Source organism: Pseudomonas sp. NKUCC02_KPG (assembly GCF_019345465.1).
Lineage (GTDB): Bacteria > Pseudomonadota > Gammaproteobacteria > Pseudomonadales > Pseudomonadaceae > Aquipseudomonas.
Window position 1 is genome coordinate 262,416 of the sequence record NZ_JAHKRC010000007.1, and the last position, 19,966, is coordinate 282,381.

Consider the following 19,966-nt stretch of genomic DNA (forward strand, 5'->3'; position numbering starts at 1 on the left):
GTAGGGCTTAAGCCTACTGGCTCAGGTTTGAGGTACTTTGCCCGACTGCCAACCCGGCGCGGATCGCGGCCAGAGCTGCCTGGTAATAGGTCTTGCCTTCAGGTGACTCAGCAAAGGTGACGAATTCTTCCAGCTCCGGGTCAGACAGGTCGCGATACACGTAGAGCAACGTGTTATCCAGCTCACCGGCGATCTGGTCCATCAACCGCTGGCGCTGGCCATTCAACATGCTTTGCGCCTGCCCGCCACCCAGCAGCCCCGGGATCATCGAGCTCAAGCTGTCGGCGGCAACGCCAGCAATGGCCAGGCTGACTTCAGCTCCGGCTTCACGGGCAGGCAGTGCGCGGGATAAATGATTGATCAGCAACTGACGAGTGGCGCTGGCTTCCATGCGCGGCAAGCCTTGTGCGTGCTTGGCCAGTTGATCGCGGCGTGTGGCCAGCAGTTCGGCGGCCACGATCTTGCGACCCAGCGGCGACTGAAAAAAGGCCAGGGCAGGATCAGGATCTGGCAGGTGTTTGCGCATCTGGTCCCTGGCCCGTTGGTCCATTGCATCAGGCGCAAAACGCTGGTTGCTGTTGTTGACCAGTGCCTGATAGACCGCAGGCGGCAAGTTGTTGCTGTAGCGCTGCTGAGCGGCGCTCAGGGCATCATTGAAATGCGCGCGTTGCTGCGGCCAGCCGGCGACCGTAAACAGATCATCAAGGTTATCTGCCCATGCGGGTAACGTACAAAACATCATTAACAGTAAAAACAAGCGGCGCATGAGGGGCTCCTGTCTGCAGGGCGCTATTGTCCGGGTGTGGCGTAGGACTTGTCGAGAATTCGTCTCGCTCTAATGGGCTTTAAATGCACAGGTGAAATTTTTCGACGTTGCCGGCCAGACGGAGCTGTCAGATTTTGAGGCGGCTCGATACTATGCGCGCCATGCCAATACCCTCTGATCACCCGCTGTTTCTACGCATCGTCGACGACCTGTACGCGCAGGGATGGTCACAGCAAACTATTTTCCTGCCCGAGGCTTTGACCCTCGAGCTGGCGGCTGAGTGCCATAAACGTTCTGCTGAAGGTGAACTCACTCCCGCAGCGGTTGGACGCGGCCTGACCCAGGAGGTTCGCGAGGGTATACGGGGTGACCATATCCAATGGTTGGAGCCGGGAGAGGCTTTGGCCTGTGACAGTTATCTGGAGTTAATGGAAAGCCTGCGAATCGCCATGAATCGCAGGCTTTTTTTGGGCCTGGAGGACTTTGAAAGTCACTTTGCGCTGTACCCGCCCGGTGCGTTCTACCTCAAGCATCTGGACCGCTTTCGCGACGATGACAGGCGCATGGTGTCGGCCGTGGTGTACCTCAATCAGAGCTGGCTGCCCGAGCACGGTGGGCATTTGCGCATGTACCTCGAAGGAAATGTCGACTATGACGTGTTGCCGACCGGTGGTTGTCTGGTGGTGTTCCTCTCGGGTGAGATCCCCCACGAAGTGATGCCAGCGACCCGTGACCGTTTGTCGTTGACCGGTTGGTTTCGTCGTCGTGCCACCGAGATAGTTCTATGAGCCACAAACTGTTGATCAGCCGCTGCCTGCTGGGCCATCCCGTGCGCTACGACGGCGGCGCCAGCGGCCCGTATGCGCAATTGGCCCGGTGGCAGGCTGAAGGTCGGGTCATTGCCTTGTGCCCGGAAGTGGCGGGTGGTTTGCCGACACCCCGTGCGCCGGCGGAAATCCCCGGCGGCCAAGGAGTTGAAGTGCTTGCGGGCAGAGCGCCGGTGATGACTGTCGAAGGCGAGGATGTGACCGCAGCCTTTTTATCCGGGGCCCGGCAGGCGCTGGCGCTGGTGACGCAGCACGGCATCCGCATCGCCATCCTCAAGGCCAACAGCCCGTCTTGCGGCAATGTGCAGACGTATGACGGCAGTTTTGGCGGCGTGAAGGTCGAAGGTCAGGGCGTGACGGCGGCGTTATTGATCGGTGCCGGGGTTCAGGTGTTCAGTGAACTGGAGCTGGAAGACGCGGCAAAAGCGCTGGCAGCCCTGGATTTGTAGTCCGTTGCTGAAAGTTGCTACGGGTTGTGTATTTTCAGCAGGATTTGAGTTCAGGTAACATTCGTCTCCACTTTGCCCAGGGATATACCGATGACTGACAAGCCTAAACCACAGCCCTCGGCCGCGGCTGAAAGTGCTGATACAGCACTGCACCATATCGTTGATGGCTTTCTGCACTTTCATCACGAAATCTTCCCTGAACAAGAAGCCTTTTTCAAAAAACTCGCCACGGCACAAAGCCCGCGTGCGATGTTTATCGCCTGTGCCGATTCGCGAATCGTGCCGGAGCTGATTACCCAGAGCGCGCCGGGTGATTTGTTCGTGACCCGTAACGTTGGCAACGTCGTACCGCCATACGGTCAGATGAACGGCGGTGTTTCGACGGCCATCGAGTACGCGGTGCTGGCACTGGGCGTGCAGCACATCATCATTTGCGGGCATTCCGATTGCGGCGCGATGCGTGCAGTGCTCAACCCCGCCAGCCTGAAAAAAATGCCGACGGTAAAAGCCTGGTTGCACCACGTTGAAGTGGCCAAGACCATGGTTCAGGACAATTGCAATTGCGCCAACGAAGCCGAAAGCATGCACGTACTGACCGAAGAGAACGTGATTGCCCAGTTGCAGCACTTGCGCACGCATCCGTCGGTGGCGTCACGAATGGCCAACGGGCATCTGTTTATTCATGGCTGGGTTTACGATATCGAAACCAGTCAGATCAAGGCCTACGACGCCGACAAGGGCGCCTTCCTGCCGCTGGATGGCACCACTGCGATCCCGAGCGCGACGCCTAAAGCACGGTTTTAAACGGCGCGACACTTGTAGCCGCTGACGAGGCACGAAGGCTGCGATCGGCGGCGTAGCCGTCGTAAAGACGAATTGCACAGTGTGTCAGGCAGAACTTGCACTCAGGATCTGCGGCGGCTGCGCCGCCGAACGCAGCCTCGCTACGCTCCTCAGCGGCTACAAGCTTGTGGTTACAACGCCAACCCGACACCCAATTGCTTGGACAGGCAAGGCCAGCGCTTCCAGGCCGCGCCGGTCTCGGGGCTGGTCAGGCGCTCGCGGTAGGCTTCGACCGATTCCAGAGCGAAGCTTTCGTCATTGAGCATCAGGTCAACAGCGTGATGCACGGCGGCGTCCAGCTGGTTGGCAAAGTCTTCGCCAATCAATTGGTGGGCAATCAGGTTGGCCACCGTCATGTCCAGCGGGATCAGTGGCTGCTGGAAGTGCTTGATGTAGAGGTCGTTGACCTCTTCGACCAGACGGTGCGCCAGGTAAGCCTCATCCAGCAAACCCTCAAGGCCTTCGTGACCCGCGAGCAGTGGCAGTGGCTGGGCAAAAAACTGTTCGGCGATTTTAAGTATCGGCTTGATTTGCGATTCGATACCGGCCTCGCGAGCAACCTCATTGGCCGCATCGAGCAAGTCGGGCACCTGGTCGATGTAGGCGCTGACGAAACGTGTCATCACCAGATTGCGGTCGACTTCAGGCAGTTGAATGGCGGTGTGAAGGTGTGGCAATTGAGCGGCCAGATGCTTGGCGAGCAGGCCCGTTTCGGCCTCATGTTCTTGGGCACGCGAGATCTGCACGCGGATGGCGGCGGTGTTCATTGGAACTCCAGGGGGGGGGCTAGGCAGGGAAGTACTTTAAAAGTAGCCCTCCTCAAGTCAAGGAGAGGCTTTTTTTCAGGGGGAGTATTGTTATTCATTTTATGACCGGGCAGTGAGTGCCATTTGTCGATGGGGGGTTATTTCATTGTTTTTGCCCCTCCCATTGCGGGGTTGGACTCGGTGTCTATACTCGTTTTTGTAACCGTTTTTTGATGACGCCCGACTGCTTGAGCAGACGAGGCTCGGCGGTAAGAGTTCGCAGGTTTTGAAACCGCCCCCTTGTAGCGCTGCCCGTAACACAGATGCAGACCGGCGCAATAACAAGAAAAATAAAGGGGAGCACCGCGATGCGACATCCACATCTATGGATGGGTTTGCTGTTGTGGTCAGTGTTCGGCCAGGCTCACGCGGCCTGGACAGTGAACATGTCGCCTGGGGCGACCGAAGTCAGTCATGCGGTCTTCGACCTGCACATGATCATCTTCTGGATCTGCGTGGTGATCGGCATCATCGTCTTCGGTGCCATGTTCTGGTCAATGATCGTTCACCGTCGCTCCACCGGCCAGGTGGCGGCCAAGTTCCATGAGAGCACCACGGTCGAAATTCTCTGGACCGTAATCCCTCTGGTCATCCTGATCGCGATGGCCGTGCCTGCGACCAGGACCCTGATCAATATCTATGACAGCAGTGATTCGGATGTGGATATCCAGGTCACCGGCTATCAGTGGAAGTGGCATTACAAATACCTGGGCCAGGACGTCGAATTCTTCAGCAACCTGGCCACACCCGCCGATCAAATCCATAACCAGGCCCCCAAGGGCGAGCACTACTTGCTCGAAGTCGATGAGCCACTGGTGTTGCCCATTGGCGCCAAAGTGCGGTTTTTGGTGACCTCGGCCGACGTTATTCACTCCTGGTGGGTGCCTGCCTTTGCGGTCAAGCGTGATGCCATTCCGGGCTTTATCAACGAAGCCTGGACCCGCGTCGAGAAGCCCGGCATCTATCGAGGCCAATGCGCCGAGCTGTGCGGCAAGGATCACGGGTTTATGCCGATTGTGGTCGATGTCAAAACCCGTGCGGACTACGACGCCTGGCTGGCCGAGCGCAAGGCCCAGGCCGCGCAGCTCAAGGAGCTGACCAGCAAGGACTGGACCCTCGACGAGCTGGTGGCTCGTGGCGACAAGGTCTATCACACCGCCTGCGTAGCCTGTCACCAGGCCGAAGGTCAGGGTCTGCCGCCCATGTTCCCGGCGCTCAAGGGTTCACCGATTGCCACCGGCCCGGCCGCCGATCACCTGCACCGCGTGTTCTTCGGCAAGCCGGGCACGGCCATGGCCGCTTTCGGCAAGCAGTTGTCCGAAGTGGATATCGCCGCCGTCGTGACCTATGAACGCAACGCCTGGGGCAACAACAAGGGCGACATGGTGACGCCAAAAGACGTGCTGGCGCTCAAACAGGCGCAAGGCAAGTGAGCCGCTCAGTGACGTGCGCACGCAACGGTCGGGGGCAATGTGCCGCTGGCTTCTTGGTCCAGCTGTTTGCAGGAGTCAGGACATGAGTGCTGTTATCGATGACCACGGACATGCAGACGGCCAGGCCCATGGTCCGGCCAAAGGCCTGATGCGCTGGGTGTTGACCACCAACCACAAAGACATCGGTACCTTGTACCTGTGGTTCAGCTTCTGCATGTTCCTGCTCGGCGGCTCGTTTGCGATGGTCATTCGCGCCGAGCTGTTCCAGCCCGGCCTGCAGATTGTGGCTCCGGCCTTTTTCAACCAGATGACCACCATGCATGGGCTGATCATGGTGTTCGGCGCGGTGATGCCCGCGTTTGTCGGCCTGGCCAACTGGATGATTCCGTTGATGATCGGCGCACCCGACATGGCCTTGCCGAGGATGAACAACTTCAGCTTCTGGCTGCTCCCCGCAGCGTTCCTGCTGCTGGTATCGACCTTGTTTACCGCCGGTGGCGGGCCTAATTTCGGCTGGACGTTCTATGCGCCACTGTCCACAACGTACGCACCCGAAAGCGTGACTTACTTTATTTTTGCCATCCATTTGATGGGTATCAGTTCAATCATGGGCGCGATTAACGTGATCGCCACCATCCTGAATTTGCGTGCCCCCGGCATGACCTTGATGAAAATGCCGCTGTTTGTCTGGACCTGGCTGATCACGGCCTTCTTGCTGATCGCGGTCATGCCGGTGCTGGCGGGCGTGGTGACCATGATGTTGATGGACATCCACTTTGGCACCAGCTTTTTCAGCGCGGCCGGTGGCGGAGACCCGGTGTTGTTCCAGCACGTGTTCTGGTTCTTCGGGCACCCCGAGGTGTACATCATGATCCTGCCGGCCTTCGGTGCCGTCAGCTCGATCATCCCGACCTTCTCGCGCAAGCCGCTGTTCGGCTATACCTCGATGGTCTACGCCACGGCCAGCATCGCATTCCTGTCGTTTATCGTGTGGGCGCACCACATGTTTGTGGTCGGCATTCCGTTGGTGGGCGAGCTGTTCTTCATGTACGCCACGTTGCTGATCGCGGTGCCGACCGGGGTCAAGGTGTTCAACTGGGCCAGCACCATGTGGCAAGGCTCGCTGACCTTTGAAACACCGATGCTGTTCGCCGTGGCCTTTGTGATCCTGTTCACCATTGGCGGGTTTTCCGGGTTGATGCTGGCCATTGCGCCAGCGGACTTCCAGTACCACGACACCTATTTCGTGGTGGCGCATTTCCACTATGTGCTGGTACCGGGAGCAATCTTCGGGATCTTCGCGTCGACCTACTACTGGTTGCCGAAATGGACCGGTCACATGTACGACGAAACCTTGGGCAAGCTGCATTTCTGGCTGTCGTTTGTGGGCATGAACCTGACCTTCTTCCCGATGCACTTTGTGGGGCTGGCGGGCATGCCGCGGCGGATTCCGGACTACAACCTGCAATTTGCCGACTTCAACATGGTGTCGTCGATTGGCGGATTCATGTTTGGCGTTACGCAGTTTCTGTTCCTGTTTATCGTCATCAAATGCATTCGCGGCGGCCCGAAAGCACCGGCCAAACCGTGGGACGGTGCCGAGGGTCTGGAGTGGAGCGTGCCTTCACCTGCGCCTTACCACACCTTTACGACGCCTCCGGAGATCAAGTGAACATCCCTGCAGGAGACGGTCATGACTGAGTCCTCTTCCATCAAGCGCCTGGTCCTGCGCCTGTCACTGATGGTGGTGGTGATGTTCGCCTTCGGCTTTGCGCTGGTACCTATTTACGACGTGATGTGCAGGGCCTTCGGTATCAACGGCAAGACTGCCGGGCAGTACGAAGGTGAGCAGGTGGTGGACCCGAGTCGTCAGGTACGGGTGCAGTTTCTGTCCACCAATGCCATCGACATGGTGTGGGACTTTTATCCCAAGGGCGATCAGTTGGTGGTCAACCCCGGCTCGGTCAACGAGATGGTCTTTGTGGCCTACAACCCCACCGACCACCCCATGTCGGCGCAGGCGGTGCCGAGTATTTCTCCCGCCGAAGCGGCTCAGTACTTTCACAAAACCGAGTGTTTTTGCTTTACCCAGCAGGTGCTGCAACCGGGTGAACGGATCGAGATGCCGATGCGCTTTATCGTCGATCGGGCCATGCCCAAGGATGTGAAACACCTGACGCTGGCCTACACGCTGTTCGATATCACCGCTCGCCATCCGCCCGTCGCCGCTATCGCTGGCAAGGACGCTGACCAGCCTTCCCGATAAGGAGAAAGCCCCATGGCAACTCATGATCAGTACTACGTCCCGGCGCAAAGCAAGTGGCCGATCATTGCCACGATCGGCTTGCTGGTCACGGTGTATGGCCTGGGGACCTGGTTCAACGATCTGAAGGCGGCGCGGCCTGAATCCCATGGCCCGCTGATCTTCTTTGTCGGCGCCCTGATAGTGGCCTACATGATGTTTGGCTGGTTCGGCGCGGTTATCAAGGAGAGCCGCGCCGGGCTCTACAGCTCGCAACTGGACCGTTCGTTCCGTTGGGGCATGACCTGGTTTATTTTTTCCGAGGTGATGTTCTTTCTCGCGTTTTTTGGCGCGCTGTTTTATGTACGCCACTTTGCGGGCCCCTGGCTGGGTGGCGAAGGCAGCAAGGGAGTGGCGCACATGTTGTGGCCTGACTTTCAATTTGCCTGGCCGCTGCTGCACACCCCCGACCCGGCCCTCTACCCGCCGCCCAAAGGCACCATCAGCCCTTGGGGCTTGCCACTGCTCAACACAGTGCTGCTGGTCAGTTCCAGCATCACGCTCACCATTGCCCACTACGCACTGAACAAAGGTCATCGCGGGGCACTCAAGTTCTGGTTGGCCGTCACGGTGCTGCTGGGCGCCGGTTTTCTGGGGTTCCAGGCCGAAGAGTATGTCCACGCGTACAAAGAGCTGGGGCTAACCCTGGGCTCCGGGATCTACGGTGCGACTTTCTTCATGCTCACCGGTTTTCACGGCGCCCACGTGACCATTGGTGCACTGATTCTGCTGATCATGCTGATTCGTATCGTTCGAGGGCATTTCACTGCCGAGCACCAGTTCGGCTTCCAGGCCGCAACGTGGTACTGGCACTTTGTGGACGTGGTCTGGCTCGGCCTGTTCTTGTTTGTCTACGTGCTATGACGCGCTTTCGTCCCGGTGTTGCACCCACCCTGGTGGTGCTGGCACTGCTGCCTGTGCTGGTGTTTCTGGGGTTCTGGCAGCTTGGCCGCGGTGAGCAGAAACGCGTGTTGCTCGACAGCTACGCCGAGCGCCAGGTGGCCGCGCCGGTAACGGTCGGGCAACTGCTGACCCTGGACGGCCCGGCCTTTCGCCGCGTGCAGTTGCGCGGGCATCTGGATGGGCAACACAGCCTGTTGCTGGACAACCGCGTGCGGGACGGCAAGGTCGGCGTCGAGCTGCTGCAACCTTTTCAGGATCAGGCTAGCGGCCAGTGGCTGCTGCTCAATCGTGGCTGGTTGCCGTGGCCGAGCCGCCAGACACCGCCCGTGTTCACCACCCCCGATCAGATACTGGACGTTCAGGCCTGGGTCTATGAGTCTCCGGGCACGCCCTTTCAGTTACACGCCGATCCGTCGGACGCGCCCTGGCCACGACTGGTAACGGCCGTGATGCCTGACAAATTGTGGGCCGAGCTGGGCCGCGAAGGTTTTGCCGATGAGGTGCGTATCGCCCCCGGCCCCGCAGCGTATCAGGCCGACTGGCCGCTGATCTCCACGGGCATGGGCCCGGAGAAACACACCGCTTATGCCGTGCAGTGGTTCGCGATGGCGCTGGCCTTGCTCGGTCTTTATCTGTACCTCGGTTGGCACACTGCTCAGGAGAAACGCCATGGGAACGGCCATCAATCAGCCTGATACCGCACGCGTCCCGTCCCCGGCTACACGTCGGCGCGGACGGTTGCAGCTGGTCTTTATTTTGCTGCTTACCGTTGGCCCCATGGTGTTGGCCACGGGCATGTACAAACTCAAATTCTGGGTGCCCGACAGCCGCAGCTATCACGGTGAGCTGATTGGCGACGGGCAAAGCCGGGCCGCCCTTGGTGTGGCGGCCGATGAGCAACGCTGGCAATTGCTGGTGACCGCGCCACAAGCCTGCGAGGCGGATTGCCAGCAACTGGTGTATCTGGCCCGCCAACTGCAAATCGGCCTGGGCCGCGATGCGTCCCGTGCAACCCACGGGCTGGCGGTCGCACAGCCCGTGGACGCGGCCTACGCCGCCAAGCTGCAACTCGAGTATCCGCAGTTACAGCGCTACACCCTGGACGTGCCGACTTATACACAGGGCGCCGAGGGCAACGGTGCCGCGCAACTGTGGATCATCGACCCCCACGGCAATCTGGTGCTGCGCTACGGCCCCGGGGTTATCGGCAAGGACGTGCTCAACGACCTGCGCCTGCTGCTCAAGCTGTCCAATATCGGATAGGGGCTCTGTCATGGCCAAAGCTGGATTTCGCCTCGCGTTGTTTGCCACCTTGCTGGCGCTGGTGGTGGTGCTGCTCGGCGCCTACACCCGCCTGACCCACGCCGGGCTCGGCTGCCCGGACTGGCCCGGCTGCTATGGCTTTATCAGCGTGCCCAAGACCGAGGCGCAACTGGCCCATGCCGAACTGCACTTTCCCGATACTCCGGTGGAGGCTGACAAGGGCTGGAGCGAGATGACCCATCGTTATTTCGCCGGCACCCTGGGCTTATTGATCGTGCTGTTGGCGGCACGGGCCTGGCGGCAACGGCATGTGCCGGATCAACCGCTCAAGCTGCCGCTGTTCATTTTGCTGGTGGTGATTGCCCAAGCGGCTTTTGGCATGTGGACGGTGACGCTCAAATTGTGGCCGCAGGTGGTCACGGGCCATTTGCTGGGCGGTTTTGCGACCTTGAGCCTGCTGTTTTTGCTGACCCTGCGCCTGTCCGGCGTCTTGCCCGCGCTGGCTGTGCCCCGTCGCTTGCAGCGCTGGGCCACGGCCGGGTTGGTGCTGGCGATCATGCAAATCGCGCTGGGGGGGTGGGTCAGTTCCAACTATGCCGCCGTGGCCTGTGTCGACGTGCCGACCTGTCACGGCCAGTGGTGGCCCGAAGCTGACTTTGCCAATGGCTTTCACCTGACTCAGCACATCGGTCCCAACTACCTTGGCGGGCAACTGGACAGTGAGGCCCGTACGGCGATCCACCTCACCCATCGTCTGGGCGCGCTGTTGCTGACCCTGGTGTTGCTGGGCCTGGCCTGGCAGTTGCGCAGGGTCGGCATGACCCGCCTGGCGGGGTTGCTGCTGGTGGCGCTGGCGGTGCAAATCAGTCTGGGGCTCAGCAATGTACTGTTTGGCTTGCCGCTGGCGGTGGCGGTGGCACACAACGCCGGTGGCGCGGCGTTACTGATGACGCTGGTACTGGTCAACTACCACGCGCGTACGGCCCTGGTCAGGGTCCGGGCCCCGCGCTTTGCCCGCTGGACCTACAGCCTGAAAGGAGAACAGCCGTGGCGACCTTGATTGGCGAACGGGCGCAGCAAGCGTTGTGGCGCGATTATCTGGAACTGACCAAACCCAAAGTGCTGGTACTGATGTTGATTACCTCGCTGGTGGGCATGTTCTTGGCGACCCGTGCCGGAGTGCCCTGGACAGTACTGATCTTCGGAAATCTGGGGATTGGACTGTGTGCAGGCGGGGCTGCGGCGGTCAATCATGTGGTGGACCGGCGCATTGACGCCGTCATGGCCCGCACCCATAAACGCCCGCTGGCGCAGGGGCGTGTGTCACCGCTTGGCGCGCTGTCATTCGCCCTGTTGCTGGCCTTGGCGGGCATGGGGCTGCTGCTGACGTTTACCAATCCCCTCACCGCCTGGCTGACGCTGGCGTCTTTGCTGGGTTATGCGGTGATTTACACCGGTTTTTTGAAGCGGGCCACGCCGCAGAATATTGTGATCGGCGGGCTGGCCGGTGCGGCGCCGCCATTGTTGGGGTGGGTGGCAGTCACGGGGCACGTCACCGCCGAGCCGCTGCTGCTGGTGCTGATTATCTTCGCCTGGACCCCGCCGCATTTTTGGGCGCTGGCCATTCATCGCAAGGAGGAATACGCCAAGGCTGATATCCCGATGTTGCCGGTGACCCATGGCGAGCACTACACCAAGGTGCATATCGTGCTGTACACCTTCGTGCTGCTGGCAGTCAGCCTGCTGCCGTTTGTGATTCACATGAGCGGCTTGCTCTATCTGGCGTGTGCGCTAGGGTTGGGCGCACGCTTTCTGCATTGGGCGTGGGTGTTGTACCGTGGCACCCAGCCGCACGCGGCGATCAACACGTTCAAGTACTCTATCTATTACCTGTTCTTGCTGTTTATCGCGCTGCTTGTCGATCACTACCTAGTGTTGAACCTATGACTAAAACTCAAAAAACCGTCTATATCCTCGTTGCGCTGGTGGCGTTGGTCATGGGCCTGACGTTTAACAAAATGATGTCGGGTAAAAGTCAGGGCGACAACACGTCTCTGATTGATGCGGGGATCATTTTGCTGCCGCAAAGCCGTCAGTTGCCGCAGGTGACAATGACCAACCAGGACGGCCAGCCGGTGGTGATGAACGAGCTGAAAGGCAAGTGGAGCCTGCTGTTTTTTGGCTACACCTTCTGCCCGGACATTTGCCCGACCACCCTCGCCCAGTTGCGTCAGATCAAAAGCGAGCTGCCTAAAGAGGTGCAGGACAAACTGCAAATCGTGCTGGTCAGCGTCGACCCCAATCGCGATACGCCGCAACAGCTCAAGCAGTACCTGGGCTACTTTGACCCGCAGTTTGTGGGCCTGACGCCGGGCTCCATCGATGAGCTGCAAACACTGGCCAACGCGGTGAGCATTCCGTTTATTCCGGCGGATACCAGCAAGCCGAACTACACGGTGGATCACAGTGGAAATCTGGCGCTGATCGGGCCGGACGGCACTCAGCGAGGTTTTATCCGCGCACCGTTCAACAACCAGAAGATGGTTGCCCAGTTGCCGGGGTTGGTTGAGCGCAAGTAAAGGAAAGAAGCCTGTAGTCGCTGCCGCAGGCTGCGAAGGGGGGCGAAGCCCCCCGTTTTCTCGAAGGCTTGGAAACTCCCTTCGCAGCCTGCGGCAGCGACTACTGGTAATGCTTAGAACGCCGGAACGATGGCGCCTTTGTATTTTTCCAGAATGAAGGCTTTCACTTCCGGGGTATGCAGGGCTGCAACCAGCTTTTGCATGTCAGCCGAATCTTTATCGTCCGGGCGAGCTACCAGAATGTTCACGTAAGGCGAGTCGCTGCCTTCGATGACCAGTGCGTCTTTTTCCGGGTTCAGCTTGGCTTCCAGCGCGTAGTTGGTGTTGATCAGCGCCAGATCAACCTGGGTCAGCACGCGCGGAATGGTGGCGGCTTCCAGTTCGCGGAACTTCAGGTTTTTAGGGTTCGCGGTGATGTCCTTGACCGTGGACAGGATGTTGGTCGAGTCCTTGAGCTTGATCAGGCCAGCCTTGTCCAGCAGCAGCAGCGCACGGCCGCCATTGGTGGCGTCGTTGGGGATGACAACGGTACTGCCATCCTTGAGTTCATCAAGTTTTTTGTACTTGCTCGAGTAAGCACCCAGCGGTTCAAGGTGAACGGCTGCAACGCTGACCAGGTGGGTGCCCTTGGCCTTGTTGAACTCATCCAGGTACGGCTGGTGCTGGAAGAAGTTGGCGTCCAGGCGTTTTTCGGCCACTTGTACGTTTGGCTGGATGTAGTCGGTGAAGACCTTGACCTTGAGGTTGACGCCCTCTTTGGCCAATGCAGGTTTCACGAACTCCAGGATCTCGGCGTGCGGCACCGGGGAAGCGGCTACCGACAGGTCGCCCGCGTGGGCCGAAAACGCCGCAACAGCGGCCACAGCAGCAAATAACTTCTTCATTCAGCAACTCCTTGTGAATACCTGGGTTCAGGTATCTGCCAGCCGTGGGCTGGCGGTTACGTTTATTGACGCGGGTCGCGTTTACTTGCGTGAAAAGTGAACCACCAGCCTGTCGCCAACGGTTTGCAGAATTTGCACCAGAATCAGCAACAGCACCACTGTGACGATCATCACGTCAGGCTGGAAGCGCTGATAACCGAACCGGATGGCCAAATCCCCCAGACCGCCAGCGCCAACCACGCCCGCCATTGCGGTGTAGCCCACCAGCGTAATTGCCGTCACCGTGATCGCGGCAAAAATGCCGGGGCGCGCTTCGGGCAACAAGGCATTGGTAATAATCTGACGCGTATTGGCGCCCATCGCCTGAGTGGCTTCGATGATGCCGCGATCCACTTCCCGAAAGGCTGTTTCTATCAAGCGGGCAAAGAACGGTGTGGCGCCCACCACCAATGGTGGAATGGCGCCGGCAACACCCAGTGAGGTTCCTGTGATCACCACGGTGAGCGGGATCATGACGACCAGCAAAATGATGAACGGCAGCGAGCGCAGGATGTTCACCACAAAAGACAGCGCGCCATACAGGGTTTTCTGTTCAAGAAGCTGGCGCGGGCTGCACAGGAACAGCAGGATGCCCAGTGGCAGGCCGAGCAATACCGTGAACAGCAGCGAACCGCCGAGCATGATCATGGTGTCGCCGGTGGCTAGCCATATTTCGTACCAATCAATGTTGGAGAAGAAGCCCAGGAAGGATTCCATTAGCGCAGCACCTCCATATGAACGTCAGCAGCAACGAAGCTGGCGAACGCCGCTTCCATGTCGCCACCGGTGATGGCGAGGGTCAGTTGCCCATAAGGGGTGTCTTTGATGCGGTCAATGCGGCCGGCCAGGATGCTGTAATCCACACCCGTTTCGCGGGCGATGGTGCCCAGCAGAGGCGCGTAGGTAGATTCGCCCTGGAAGGTCAGGCGGACGATGCGGCCAGGGACATGAGCGAAATCGTCGCGCTGCTCACTCTCGTCGATCTGCTCGTCTTCTTGCACAAAACGCTTGGTGGTCGGGTGCTTGGGGTGCAGGAACACCTCGGCCACCGGACCTTGCTCAACGATAACGCCAGCATCCATCACCGCCACTTCGTCACACACACGACGGATGACATCCATCTCATGGGTGATCAGCACGATAGTCAGCTTCAGCTCGCGGTTGATCTCGGCCAGCAGTTGCAACACAGAGGCGGTGGTTTGCGGGTCGAGGGCACTGGTGGCCTCGTCGCACAGCAATACTTTGGGTTTGGTGGCCAGGGCACGGGCAATGCCCACACGCTGTTTCTGGCCGCCCGACAGTTGCGCCGGGTACTTTTTGGCGTGATCAGACAGACCTACGCGTTCGAGCAATTCAGCGACGCGCTGATCAATAGCACTGCGGGACAATTCACCGGCAAGTGTCAGAGGCATTGCAACGTTGTCGGCCACAGTCTTGGAGGCCAGCAGGTTGAAGTGCTGGAAGATCATGCCCACTTGCTGACGGAAGCGGCGCAGGCCGTTGGCGTCCATTGCGGTCACGTCTTCGTTGTCGACGATGATCTTGCCGCCGCTCGGGGTTTCAAGGCGGTTGATCAGGCGCAGCAATGTACTTTTACCCGCACCGGAGTGGCCAATCAGGCCGAACACCTTGCCGCTCTCAACACGCAAACTGGTGGAGTGCAGCGCGGGAATGTCCTTACCGGCAACCCGGTAAGTTTTATGAACGTTATGAAACTCAATCACGTAGCGAACCTTGTGGGCGCGTAAATAGAAGTTCAGCGGTAAGCCGGGCACGCATCTTATCGTGCTCGCATATGCTTGACTTAGCATTTATTAATGGGCATTCCTTTGATTTTGGAATAAGAAATCAAAGGTCATAAAATGCCAATCGCCGCGTGTGCCAGTGTTGCGCTAGGGCGCAATACTCTGGGTTGGCACAGGCGGCGACTTTTTGTATCAAGGCTTGCGCGGTGTCAGTACCAATTGCGCAGGCACATGGCGAATGATCTGACGCTCAAGGCTCAGGTCAAACCCGGGGTCGAGCTTTTTAACGCGCTTGCTGATCAGTGTGGCCAGCCACGGGTAGTCCGCCGTACGCGGAACCTGCAGGCTGACGGCACACTGGTAATTAACGATATCTTGCGCGATCAAATCCAGTTGATGGCGAAGTTTCGCACTATCGGTGATGTTCAGCGCTACGGTGGTGCTCAGGGCCGCCGGGTCGATCACCTTGGCCGGTGGACGGGCTTCAGCTGCCTTGAGGGCTGCCTCGGCTTTATCCAGCTCGGCCTTGCGTGCCTGGGCAATAGCGCTGTTGACGCCGCCCGTCAGCGCAGGTGCTTTGGGCATCAGGGCGCGGGCACGGCTCAGGGCTGTGGCTGCGGCGTTGACGTCACCTTTTTGAAGAACGATCTGGCTGCGCTGCAGGTAGGCTTCGGCCAGTTGGCGCTGGTACTGCACCCATTGCGGATCATCCGGCGTCTGGGCCTGCAAGGTGCTCAGTTGGTCTTCAGCGGTCGCGAGTTCGCTGCTGGCCAGGTTTTGCTCCAGCTGTGCGATGGCCGCAGCGCGAGCGTCAACGGCAGTAGTATCGGCCGACGGCGTGCTTTGGCAGGCGCCCAGCAGCAAGGAAAATGCGGCCAGGAGCAAGTAACGGAAGTTGAACAGCTTCATTCCTGCGGCTCTCTAAGTGCGCAAAAAACAAGCAAGTCTACACCCCTCGACGGGGCAGAACAAAACTCAGCAAAAACAGTGCAGCGGCACACACCACAATCGATGGTCCCGCTGGCGTGTCCTTGAACCATGACAAGGCCAGGCCACCACACACGGCCAGTATTCCCAGGGCACTTGCGCCCAGTGCCATTTGCTCCGGAGAGCGCGCATGGCGTTGGGCCGCTGCTGCCGGAATGATCAGCAGGGAGGTGATCAACAGCACGCCGACGATCTTCATCGCCACAGCGATCACCACGGCGATCAAGAGCATCAGGGTCAAGCGTAACGCGGCCACTGGCAAACCTTCCACCGTGGCCAGTTCTTCGTGAACAGTAATCGCCAGCAACGGCCGCCACAGCGCAACCAGAAGCGCCAGTACCGCAGCGCTGCCGCCCAGAATCCACATCAGGTCGGTAGGGCTGATGGCCAGTAGGTCGCCAAACAAATACGCCATCAGATCAATCCGAACTTCATGCATGAAGCTTAGTACGACCAGCCCGAGGGACAAGGTACTCGGGGCGAGAATTCCGAGCAACGTGTCGGATGCCAACGATTGGCGTTGCTGAAGCGTGACCAGCAGCACGGCCAGCAGCAGGCAGCCCACGGTCACGGCAATGGTGGGGCTGATGTCCAGCAAGAAACCCATCGCTACACCCAGCAGGGCCGCATGGGACAACGTGTCGCCGAAGTAGGCCATGCGCCGCCACACCACGAACGAACCCAGAGGTCCTGCAACTATTGCCAAAGCCAGACCTGCCAGCAGGGCGTAAAGCAGAAAATCAGCCATGCTTGCAGCCTTCTCCGTGAACGTGGGCGGATGCCGCCGTGGTGTTTTCGTTGACCACCGAACCATGCAAGTCATGGGCGTGGTCGTGATGGTGGTGATAAATCGCTAGGCTTTGTGCGTTTTTGCCAAACAGCTCGACAAAGGCCGGGTCGCCGCTCACCTGCTCAGGATGGCCTGAACAGCAGACGTGGCGATTAAGGCACACCACCTGATCGGTTGTGCTCATCACCAGATGCAAATCGTGGGAAACCATCAGCACGCCGCAACCGTGGCGGTCGCGCAGGCGGGTGATCAGGGCATACAGCTCCGATTGGCCAGCCACGTCCACGCCTTGAACCGGTTCGTCGAGCACCAGCAATTCGGGTTTGCGCAGCAGGGCACGGGCCAGCAGCACACGTTGCATTTCACCGCCTGAAACGCTTTGCACCGGGCTGTCGATCACCTTCTCGGCGCCGACTTCCTTCAGTGCCTCAAGGGCCTGGGCGCGATCTACGCCGGGCACCAGGCGCAAAAAGCGCAGCACCGACAGTGGCAGTGTCGGGTCAACGTGCAGCTTCTGGGGCATGTAGCCAACACGCAGTTTAGGCTTGCGCCAGACACTGCCGCTGGTGGGCTTGAGCAGGCCGAGTACGGCCTTGACCAACGTGGTTTTACCCGCGCCGTTGGGGCCGATCAGGGTCACGATCTGGCCCGGCTCAACGCTCAGCTCAATATTGTCGAGTACGTTTTGCCCGGAATACGTCACGGTGACGTGTTGCAGGCGAATCAGTGCAGTGCTCATCAGGCCTCCCGGCAACCCGAACACAAACCGACCACTTCGACGGTCTGGCCTTCGACAGTAAAGCCGACATCCCGTGCGCTGTTGATAATCGCGTCACTGATGGATTTTTGTTCAAGTTCGATCGCGGCGTGGCACGTGCGGCAAATCAGGAACTGGCCCTGATGCGGATGCTCGGGATGGCTACAGCCGACAAAGGCATTGAGCGACGAGATGCGGTGCACCAGGCCATTGTCGAGCAGGAAGTCCAGGGCGCGATAAACGGTCGGCGGCGCGGCGCGGCGACCGTCCTGCTCGCTGAGCACGGCCAGAATGTCGTAGGCACCCAGCGGCTTGTGGCTCTGCCACACCAGTTCCAGCACCCGACGTCGCAAAGCGGTCAGGCGCAGGCCTTTTTGCGCACACAGAACATCGGCCTCAGTAAGCGCACTGTGGACACAATGAGAATGGTCATGGGGACGACTGGCAAGCGGTGTTATAGGCATGGGCGGCGACGATTTTTGAGAGAGACGTTATTATGTTACCTGTTTCAGCCACCATGAGTGCTCATCGTGCCCCGTCTTTTTTCCCTTTTTCTAGCTCTAAGTGCCAGTTTGCTTGTGATTAACCCGGCTCAGGCCGAGGTGAGCGTGCTGACCAGCATCAAGCCCTTGCAACTGATTGCCGCTGCCGTACAGGACGGCGTAGGGCACCCGGAGGTACTTTTGCCTCCCAATGCTTCGCCGCATAACTATGCGTTGCGACCATCCGACGTACGGCGTGTGCAGTCGGCGGATCTCTTGTACTGGATCGGTCCGGACATGGAGGGTTTTTTGCCGCGGGTGATCAAGACTCGCACCTTGCCATCAGTGACGGTGCAAACCCTGCCGGGTTTGAAGCTGCGTCATTTCGCCGAAGATAGTCATTCCCACGAAGAAGATGCCGCCGAACATGATCACGATCATCGTCCTGGCACACTGGATGCGCATTTGTGGCTGGCGCCGGACAATGCACGGGTGATTGCTGCAAAAATGGCCGCTGACTTGAGCGAAAAAGACCCCGCCAATGCGGCCAGATACCAGGGCAACCTCAAGGCTTTCAATGAGCGTCTGGACGAATTGAATGCGCGCTTGAAAGCCCGCATGGCCGGAATTGCCGACAAGCCGTTCTTCGTCTTCCATGAAGGCTACGATTATTTCGAAAGCGCTTACGGTCTTAAGCACACGGGTACGTTCAGCGTGGCTTCGGAAGTGCAGCCGGGCGCTCAACACGTAGCGGCCATGCGCAAGCGTTTGCAGGAAGTGGGCAAGACGTGCGTGTTCAGCGACCCTCCTCTGCGTCCGCGTCTGGCTGACACCCTGACGGCCGGCTTGCCGGTCAAGTTGGCGGAGCTGGATGCATTGGGCGGCTATACCCCCGCGACGGCGCAGGGTTACGAGCAGTTGCTGGAAAAGCTGGGCAATGACCTGGCGGGGTGTCTGGAAAGCTTGTAAGTCGACTCCCACAGATTGTGTGGCGTTCACAAAAGTTGCAGCTTGCCAGAACGTCTGTGGGAGCGGGCTTGCTCGCGATTGGATCGACGCGTCTGTTCAGATACACCGCGCCGTTTGAATCGCGAGCAAGCCCGCTCCCACAATTGATTTCAGTGTTTGTTACAACGCGAACGGCAGTTGTACGGTCACCTTCTGACGCAATGCCAGGCGCTTTTCAAATTCGCCCGGATCGTGAATCAGCACGTCCTGACCGGCAAAGGTCTGAGCGGCGATGAGGCGCGACAGCCAGAATCTCACGCACGCAACGCGCAACATGGTTGGCCACAACTCGGCTTCAGCAGCCGTGAACGGGCGCAGTGCCGCATAGGCGCCGAGCAGGGCGCGCGCGCGCGGGGCGTCGATCTGACCTTCTTCGTCAGCACACCAGTCATTCAGGGCGATCGCCACGTCGTACAGCATTGGGCCTGAGCAGGCGTTGTAAAAGTCGATCAGCCCCGTCAGATGGGTGCCTTCAAACATCGCGTTGTCGCGAAACAGGTCGCCGTGCAGGTTGGCCCGGGGCAGTGCCAGGATCTGTGCCTTGCGCTCAGTGATTTCCTGTAGCGCCTTTTGCAGCAAATCTGCCGAGTCAGGCGACAAATCAGCCATCAGGGCGGGTCCTTCAGCCAGCATCCAGTCCAGGCCGCGGTCTGTCTTGCGCTCCAGTACCTTGTTGCGCGTGGCTGTGTGCAAGTGACCGAGCAATTCCCCGACCTGGGCGCAATGCTGGGCGTTGGCCTCACGAATATGCTTGCCCGCCAGGCGTGGTTGCAGCAATGCCGGTTTGCCCTTGAGTTCGCGCAGGGCCAGGCCGTCAACGGTGCGCAGGGCAAAAGGCACCGGAAGGTCGGCGTCATGCAGTACATCCAGCAACTCGATAAAGAACGGCATTTCTTTGACCGGGCCGCGCTCAACCAGGGTCAGGACATATTCACCCTTCTCCAGGCTGATGAAGTAGTTGGTATTTTCGCTTCCCGCGGCAATTCCCTGGAAATCGAGCAGGCGGCCGAGTTCGTAAGGCGCAAGGAAGGTTTCCAACTCGCTGCGAGTCAGTGGGGTGAATACAGACATGATTTAAATTGCCAGTACGGGCGCCGTGCGAG

General features: G+C 59.3%; 23 protein-coding genes. 13 read left to right on the top strand and 10 right to left on the bottom strand.

The features are described from left to right. Positions 1 to 13: 13 nt before the first annotated feature. Complete coding sequence (locus tag KO536_RS12315; RefSeq protein WP_133075080.1) at positions 14 to 766, bottom strand: DUF2059 domain-containing protein; 753 nt, start codon at positions 764 to 766, stop codon at positions 14 to 16. 152 nt (positions 767 to 918) lie between these two features. Between KO536_RS12315 and KO536_RS12320 the strand changes: the two genes are divergently transcribed. From KO536_RS12320 to KO536_RS12330, 3 genes are all read left to right on the top strand, one after another. Next, complete coding sequence (locus KO536_RS12320; RefSeq protein ID WP_133075081.1) at positions 919 to 1,554, top strand: 2OG-Fe(II) oxygenase; 636 nt, start codon at positions 919 to 921, stop codon at positions 1,552 to 1,554. Beyond that, positions 1,551 to 2,042, top strand: a complete 492-nt coding sequence (locus tag KO536_RS12325; protein ID WP_133075082.1) for a DUF523 domain-containing protein — start codon at positions 1,551 to 1,553, stop codon at positions 2,040 to 2,042. The genes KO536_RS12320 and KO536_RS12325 overlap by 4 nt, the downstream gene beginning before the upstream one ends. Before the next feature lie 90 nt (positions 2,043 to 2,132). Next, positions 2,133 to 2,846, top strand: a complete 714-nt coding sequence (locus KO536_RS12330) for a carbonic anhydrase (RefSeq protein ID WP_133075083.1) — start codon at positions 2,133 to 2,135, stop codon at positions 2,844 to 2,846. 170 nt (positions 2,847 to 3,016) lie between these two features. Here KO536_RS12330 and KO536_RS12335 read toward each other — a convergent pair whose 3' ends face one another. After that, complete coding sequence (locus KO536_RS12335) at positions 3,017 to 3,652, bottom strand: hypothetical protein (RefSeq protein WP_133075084.1); 636 nt, start codon at positions 3,650 to 3,652, stop codon at positions 3,017 to 3,019. A 347-nt stretch (positions 3,653 to 3,999) separates the two neighbouring features. Between KO536_RS12335 and coxB the strand changes: the two genes are divergently transcribed. From coxB to KO536_RS12380, 9 genes are all read left to right on the top strand, one after another. Further along, entirely contained in the window at positions 4,000 to 5,124 is a 1,125-nt protein-coding gene (gene coxB / locus KO536_RS12340) for a cytochrome c oxidase subunit II (protein WP_133075085.1), read from the top strand. 82 nt (positions 5,125 to 5,206) lie between these two features. Beyond that, entirely contained in the window at positions 5,207 to 6,796 is a 1,590-nt protein-coding gene (gene ctaD / locus KO536_RS12345) for a cytochrome c oxidase subunit I (protein ID WP_133075086.1), read from the top strand. A gap of 21 nt (positions 6,797 to 6,817) precedes the next feature. After that, positions 6,818 to 7,390: a cytochrome c oxidase assembly protein gene (locus tag KO536_RS12350; RefSeq protein ID WP_133075087.1), complete on the top strand. Its 573-nt coding sequence runs from the start codon at positions 6,818 to 6,820 to the stop codon at positions 7,388 to 7,390. Positions 7,391 to 7,402: 12 nt separating this feature from the next. Next, positions 7,403 to 8,290, top strand: coding sequence for a cytochrome c oxidase subunit 3 (locus KO536_RS12355; RefSeq protein ID WP_133075088.1), 888 nt, complete (start codon positions 7,403 to 7,405; stop codon positions 8,288 to 8,290). Continuing rightward, positions 8,287 to 9,024: an SURF1 family protein gene (locus tag KO536_RS12360; RefSeq protein WP_219262028.1), complete on the top strand. Its 738-nt coding sequence runs from the start codon at positions 8,287 to 8,289 to the stop codon at positions 9,022 to 9,024. The genes KO536_RS12355 and KO536_RS12360 overlap by 4 nt, the downstream gene beginning before the upstream one ends. Further along, entirely contained in the window at positions 8,999 to 9,592 is a 594-nt protein-coding gene (locus KO536_RS12365) for a hypothetical protein (protein ID WP_219262029.1), read from the top strand. Before KO536_RS12360 ends, KO536_RS12365 begins: the two co-directional genes overlap by 26 nt. Before the next feature lie 10 nt (positions 9,593 to 9,602). Next, positions 9,603 to 10,652 carry a heme A synthase gene (locus KO536_RS12370; protein WP_133075091.1) on the top strand — a complete coding sequence of 350 codons (1,050 nt, stop codon included), beginning with the start codon at positions 9,603 to 9,605 and terminating at the stop codon, positions 10,650 to 10,652. Beyond that, complete coding sequence (gene cyoE, locus KO536_RS12375; RefSeq protein WP_133075092.1) at positions 10,640 to 11,539, top strand: heme o synthase; 900 nt, start codon at positions 10,640 to 10,642, stop codon at positions 11,537 to 11,539. Before KO536_RS12370 ends, cyoE begins: the two co-directional genes overlap by 13 nt. Then, positions 11,536 to 12,171, top strand: a complete 636-nt coding sequence (locus tag KO536_RS12380) for an SCO family protein (RefSeq protein WP_133075093.1) — start codon at positions 11,536 to 11,538, stop codon at positions 12,169 to 12,171. Before cyoE ends, KO536_RS12380 begins: the two co-directional genes overlap by 4 nt. A 113-nt stretch (positions 12,172 to 12,284) precedes the next feature. On the opposite strand, the gene KO536_RS12385 is transcribed toward KO536_RS12380, so the two are convergent. The 7 genes from KO536_RS12385 to KO536_RS12415 form a co-directional block, all read right to left on the bottom strand. Further along, entirely contained in the window at positions 12,285 to 13,055 is a 771-nt protein-coding gene (locus tag KO536_RS12385; protein ID WP_046809345.1) for a MetQ/NlpA family ABC transporter substrate-binding protein, read from the bottom strand. Positions 13,056 to 13,136: 81 nt separating this feature from the next. Next, positions 13,137 to 13,811: a methionine ABC transporter permease gene (locus tag KO536_RS12390; protein WP_219262030.1), complete on the bottom strand. Its 675-nt coding sequence runs from the start codon at positions 13,809 to 13,811 to the stop codon at positions 13,137 to 13,139. Then, positions 13,811 to 14,818, bottom strand: a complete 1,008-nt coding sequence (locus tag KO536_RS12395) for a methionine ABC transporter ATP-binding protein (RefSeq protein WP_133075341.1) — start codon at positions 14,816 to 14,818, stop codon at positions 13,811 to 13,813. Before KO536_RS12395 ends, KO536_RS12390 begins: the two co-directional genes overlap by 1 nt. A gap of 213 nt (positions 14,819 to 15,031) precedes the next feature. Next, the gene (locus KO536_RS12400; protein ID WP_133075095.1) at positions 15,032 to 15,748 is read right to left on the bottom strand and encodes a PA5502 family lipoprotein; all 717 of its coding nucleotides are present in this window, start codon (positions 15,746 to 15,748) and stop codon (positions 15,032 to 15,034) included. 37 nt (positions 15,749 to 15,785) lie between these two features. Then, positions 15,786 to 16,574 carry a zinc ABC transporter permease subunit ZnuB gene (gene znuB / locus KO536_RS12405; RefSeq protein ID WP_133075096.1) on the bottom strand — a complete coding sequence of 263 codons (789 nt, stop codon included), beginning with the start codon at positions 16,572 to 16,574 and terminating at the stop codon, positions 15,786 to 15,788. Then, positions 16,567 to 17,355 (bottom strand): zinc ABC transporter ATP-binding protein ZnuC, encoded by a 789-nt coding sequence (gene znuC / locus KO536_RS12410; RefSeq protein ID WP_133075097.1) that lies wholly within the window; start codon positions 17,353 to 17,355, stop codon positions 16,567 to 16,569. The genes znuB and znuC overlap by 8 nt, the downstream gene beginning before the upstream one ends. Beyond that, positions 17,355 to 17,837 (bottom strand): Fur family transcriptional regulator, encoded by a 483-nt coding sequence (locus KO536_RS12415; protein ID WP_133075098.1) that lies wholly within the window; start codon positions 17,835 to 17,837, stop codon positions 17,355 to 17,357. Before KO536_RS12415 ends, znuC begins: the two co-directional genes overlap by 1 nt. Positions 17,838 to 17,903: 66 nt before the next feature. Here KO536_RS12415 and KO536_RS12420 point away from each other — a divergent pair, with 66 nt between their 5' ends. Continuing rightward, on the top strand, positions 17,904 to 18,824 hold the full coding sequence (locus KO536_RS12420; RefSeq protein WP_133075099.1) for a zinc ABC transporter substrate-binding protein: 921 nt from the start codon (positions 17,904 to 17,906) through the stop codon (positions 18,822 to 18,824). A gap of 159 nt (positions 18,825 to 18,983) precedes the next feature. Here KO536_RS12420 and KO536_RS12425 read toward each other — a convergent pair whose 3' ends face one another. After that, positions 18,984 to 19,934, bottom strand: a complete 951-nt coding sequence (locus KO536_RS12425; RefSeq protein WP_219262031.1) for a homoserine kinase — start codon at positions 19,932 to 19,934, stop codon at positions 18,984 to 18,986. Between the last annotated feature and the right edge of the window lie 32 nt (positions 19,935 to 19,966).